The organism is Phreatobacter sp. (assembly GCF_016793595.1).
Classification (GTDB): domain Bacteria; phylum Pseudomonadota; class Alphaproteobacteria; order Rhizobiales; family Phreatobacteraceae; genus Phreatobacter.
This window is the reverse complement of sequence record NZ_JAEULY010000022.1, coordinates 1-4,261: the sequence shown is the minus strand read 5'-3', so window position 1 is coordinate 4,261 and position 4,261 is coordinate 1. Positions and strand designations below refer to the sequence as shown.

The 4,261-nt window shown below is 68.0% G+C and carries 5 protein-coding genes; all 5 read left to right on the top strand.

Annotated elements, in window-relative coordinates:
* Nucleotides 1-146 precede the first annotated feature (146 nt).
* Complete coding sequence (gene narH, locus JNK84_RS20485; RefSeq protein ID WP_293427623.1) at nucleotides 147-1,664, top strand: nitrate reductase subunit beta; 1,518 nt, start codon at nucleotides 147-149, stop codon at nucleotides 1,662-1,664.
* Nucleotides 1,661-2,416, top strand: coding sequence for a nitrate reductase molybdenum cofactor assembly chaperone (gene narJ / locus JNK84_RS20480; protein WP_293427620.1), 756 nt, complete (start codon nucleotides 1,661-1,663; stop codon nucleotides 2,414-2,416). The genes narH and narJ overlap by 4 nt, the downstream gene beginning before the upstream one ends.
* A gap of 13 nt (nucleotides 2,417-2,429) precedes the next feature.
* The gene (narI, locus tag JNK84_RS20475; RefSeq protein WP_293427617.1) at nucleotides 2,430-3,161 is read left to right on the top strand and encodes a respiratory nitrate reductase subunit gamma; all 732 of its coding nucleotides are present in this window, start codon (nucleotides 2,430-2,432) and stop codon (nucleotides 3,159-3,161) included.
* Nucleotides 3,158-3,991, top strand: a complete 834-nt coding sequence (locus JNK84_RS20470; RefSeq protein ID WP_293427614.1) for a peptidylprolyl isomerase — start codon at nucleotides 3,158-3,160, stop codon at nucleotides 3,989-3,991. Before narI ends, JNK84_RS20470 begins: the two co-directional genes overlap by 4 nt.
* A gap of 10 nt (nucleotides 3,992-4,001) precedes the next feature.
* On the top strand, nucleotides 4,002-4,261 hold a 260-nt coding region (locus tag JNK84_RS20465; RefSeq protein ID WP_293427611.1), incomplete at its 3' end, for a hypothetical protein.

The following is a 4,261-nucleotide window of genomic DNA, read 5'->3' as shown; positions in this document are numbered from 1 at the left end:
GCTACGGCTTCAATTACCACGGCACGATCGGTACGAACCGCGACGAGTTCGTGATCGTGCGCAAGATGTCGAAAGTCGACTGGATGGAGGAGCCGCACGCCGGCGCCCCCGCACAGGCCGCGGCCGAGTAGAGAGGAAGGGATCCCCTGAAATTCCGCGCACAGATCGCGATGGTGCTGAACCTCGACAAATGCATCGCGTGTAACACCTGCTCCGTTACCTGCAAGAACGTGTGGACCTCGCGCGAGGGCATCGAGTACGCGTGGTTCAACAACGTCGAGACCAAGCCCGGCATCGGCTATCCCAAGGAGTGGGAAAACCAGGAGAAGTGGAAGGGCGGCTGGGTCCGCGGGAAAAACGGCAAGATCCGCCCGAAGCTCGGCGGCAAGTGGCGCATCCTCGCGCAGATTTTCGCCAACCCGCATCTGCCCGAGATCGACGACTACTACGAGCCGTTCACGTTCGATTACGAGCACCTCCAGACGGCGCCCGAGAGCAAGACGATGCCGACGGCGCGGCCGCGCTCGCTGATCACCGGCGAGCGCATGGAGAAGATCGTCTGGGGCCCGAACTGGGAAGAGATCCTCGGCACCGAATTCGCCAAGCGCGCGAAGGACAAGAACTTCGACCACGTGCAGAAGGAGATCTACGGGCAGTTCGAGAACACTTTCATGTTCTACCTGCCGCGCCTCTGCGAGCACTGCCTCAACCCGGCCTGCGTCGCCTCGTGCCCCTCGGGCTCGATCTACAAGCGCGAGGAAGACGGCATCGTCCTCGTCGATCAGGACAAGTGCCGCGGCTGGCGCATGTGCGTCTCCGGCTGCCCCTACAAGAAGATCTATTTCAACTGGAGCTCCGGCAAGTCCGAGAAGTGCATCTTCTGCTATCCGCGCATCGAGGCGGGACAGCCGACGGTGTGCTCGGAGACCTGCGTCGGCCGCATCCGCTATCTCGGCGTCGTGCTCTACGACGCGGACGGCATCGAGAAGGCGGCGGCCACCGAGAACGAGCAGGATCTCTACGAGGAGCAGCTCAAGCTGTTCCTCGACCCGAACGATCCGAAGGTCATCGAGGAGGCGCGCCGGCAGGGCATTCCGGAGAACTGGCTGGAGGCCGCCAAGCGCTCGCCGGTCTGGAAGATGGCCATGGAGTGGAAGATCGCCTTCCCGCTCCATCCCGAATACCGCACCATGCCCATGGTCTGGTACGTGCCGCCGCTCTCGCCGATCCAGTCGGCGGCGGAAGCCGGCAAGATCGGCATCGACAACGAGATGCCGGACGTCCGCTCGCTGCGCATCCCCGTGAAGTATCTCGCCAACCTCCTCACGGCCGGCAAGGAACAGCCGATCGTCACGGGGCTGGAGCGGATGCTCGCCATGCGCGCCTACATGCGCTCCAAGACCATCGAGGGCGTCATCGACGAGACCATCGCCGGCCGCGTCGGCATGACCGGCGCGGCGATCGAGGACATGTACCACGTGATGGCGATCGCCAATTACGAAGACCGCTTCGTCATCCCGACCAGCCACCGCGAATGGACCGAGGATGCCTACGAGCTGCGCGGCTCGTGCGGCTTCACCTTCGGCAACGGCTGCTCCGACGGCGATACGAAGCCGAGCCTGTTCGGCAAGCCCAAGGCCAAGAACCCGATGGGGGTCGCGTGATGAAGACGTTCAAGGTTCTCTCCGCGCTCGCCGCCTATCCGGGCCCCGACATGATCGCGGCGATCCCCGCGATGCGCGCCGTGCTGGAGCGCGAGGCGCTCCTGCCGGCCTCGTCGCGCCGCTTCGTCGAGCCTTTGATGGCCAGTCTCGCGGCGGGCGATCTGATGGAGGTTCAGGAGCGCTATGTGTTCCTGTTCGACCGCACCCGGTCGCTGTCGCTGCACCTGTTCGAACATGTCCATGGCGAAAGCCGGGATCGCGGCCAGGCCATGGTCGACCTGAAGCAGCTCTACGAGGCCGCGGGCTTCGAACTGTCGCCCACCGAACTGCCGGACTACATCCCGGCCTTCCTCGAATATCTCTCGACGCGGCCGGCGACGGAAGCCGTGCCTCTGCTCGGCGAGACGGTCCATATCCTCGTCACCCTCGCCGAGCGGCTGGAGAAGCGCTCCTCGCCCTATGGCGGCCTGTTCAGGGCGCTCGTCGCCCTGTCGCGGGTGCGGCCCAAGGCAGAGGACATGGCCGCCGTCGTCGCCGATGACGGCATCGAGGCCGACGATCTCCAGGCCCTCGACGCCGTCTGGCAGGAAGAGGAGGTGACCTTCGGTCCGGGCGCCGCGGCGGCCGCCTGCGGCAAGGACACGCTCGGCGCGAAGCTGCGCGCCGCCGGCCGCCCCGCCGAGGGCGTGGCGCCGCCGGCCTCCGCCGGCGCCCGCACCGTCTTCACCCACAACCGCTTGCCCATCGCCTGAAGGAGTTTGCGCCATGGCCGCAACGCTCAACCACATCGTCTTCGGCTGGTATCCCTACTTCGCCCTGACGGTGTTCCTCGCCGGCAGTCTCATCCGCTTCGACCGCGAGCAATATACGTGGAAGGCCTCCTCGTCGCAGATCCTGCGCAGGCGGCAGCTGCGCTGGGGCTCCAACCTCTTCCACCTCGGCATCCTCGCGATCTTCGCCGGCCATCTGGTCGGCCTGCTGACGCCGATCCAGGTCTTCGACGCCATCGGCGTGTCCCATGGCGCCAAGCAGATGCTCGCCATCGTCGCAGGCGGCGTCGCCGGCATCGCCTGCTTCGTCGGCATCTCGCTACTGCTCCACCGGCGCCTGTTCGACGCGCGCATCCGGGCGAACTCGTCCTTCGCGGACACGTCCATCCTCGTCATCCTGTTCGTGCAGCTCTGCCTTGGGCTTGCGACCATCCCGCTGTCGCTCGGCCATCTGGACGGCCATGAGATGGTGAAGTTCATGACCTGGGCGCAGGGCATCGCCTATCTGCAGCCGGGCGCCTCGCAGGCCATCGCCGACGTGCACCCCGTCTTCAAGGCGCACATCTTCCTCGGCCTGACGATCTTCCTCGTCTTCCCGTTCACCCGCCTCGTCCACGTCTGGTCGGCGCCCGTCTGGTATCTCGGCCGGCGCGGCTACCAGATCGTGCGCACCCGCGACGGCCGGCGCGTCGCCGCCGCCAGCGCCGAGCCGCGGAGGGCGTCATGACCGCTCCGACCCGCACCCTCATCTCCCGGCCCGGGCGCCAGCGCGTCAGCGTCAACGGCGTCGCCATCGCCGGGCAGGACATCCTGCGCGAGGCGCGCAACCACGCCGACCACCTGCCGGCGGAGGCATGGCGGGCGGCGGCGGCCGCCCTCGTCGTCAAGGAGCTGCTCGTGCAGGAGGCGCGCCGCCTCGGCATTGCCGGCGCGCCGCTCTCCGACGGCGAGGGACGCACGGAAACAGACGAGGAGGCGGCGATCCGCGCCCTGGTCGAGGGTGAAGTCGCGGTGCCCCGCGCGACGGCCGAGGAATGCCTGCGCTATTTCGAGAGCAATCGCGCGCGCTTCCGCTCGGCGACGCTGAGCGAGGCTTCGCACATCCTGCTGGCCGCCGCGCCGGGCGATGCCGAGGCGCGCAAGGCGGCCGAGGCCACCGCCCATGACCTCTGCCACCAGCTCGCGCGCGACCCGGCCCTCTTCGAGGCGCTCGCCCGCGCGCATTCGCATTGCCCGTCGGCCGGGCAGGGAGGCTCGCTCGGCCAGCTCCAGCCGGGCAGCACCGTCCCGGAATTCGAGATCGCCCTGGCGGCGCTCCGGCCCGGGGAAATCTCGCGCCAGCCGGTGGAGACGCGCTTCGGCTACCACGTGGTTCGCCTCGAACGCCGCATCGACGGGGCGCAGTTGCCCTTCGAGGCCGTGAGAGCCCGCATCGCCGCCTATCTGGAGCAGGCGGCGTCGCATCGCGCCCAGGCGCAGTACATCGCCCGCCTGGTCTCCGCCGCCGATATCAGCGGCGTCGACATGGCCACCGCCGCCGACCATCGCGTGCACTGAGGAGGCTGTCATGCTGCTCGGCGATCTTCTTGCCCGCTTCCAGGATCCGCTGGTGGCCGAACAGGCGCTGGCGGCGCTGGACGATCTCGCGCTGGCGACTTCGGTCACGGTGCGGGCCGACGCGGCGGGTGTCTCCGCCGGCATCTATGCGGCCGAGTGCGTCGCGGACTATGCCGATACGGCCAGCGACGAGGAATGGACGACGCTGATGGGCCAGATGGGCCGGGCCGACGATCCGGGTGCGGTCCTGCTGCGCCGCGCACTGGTCTC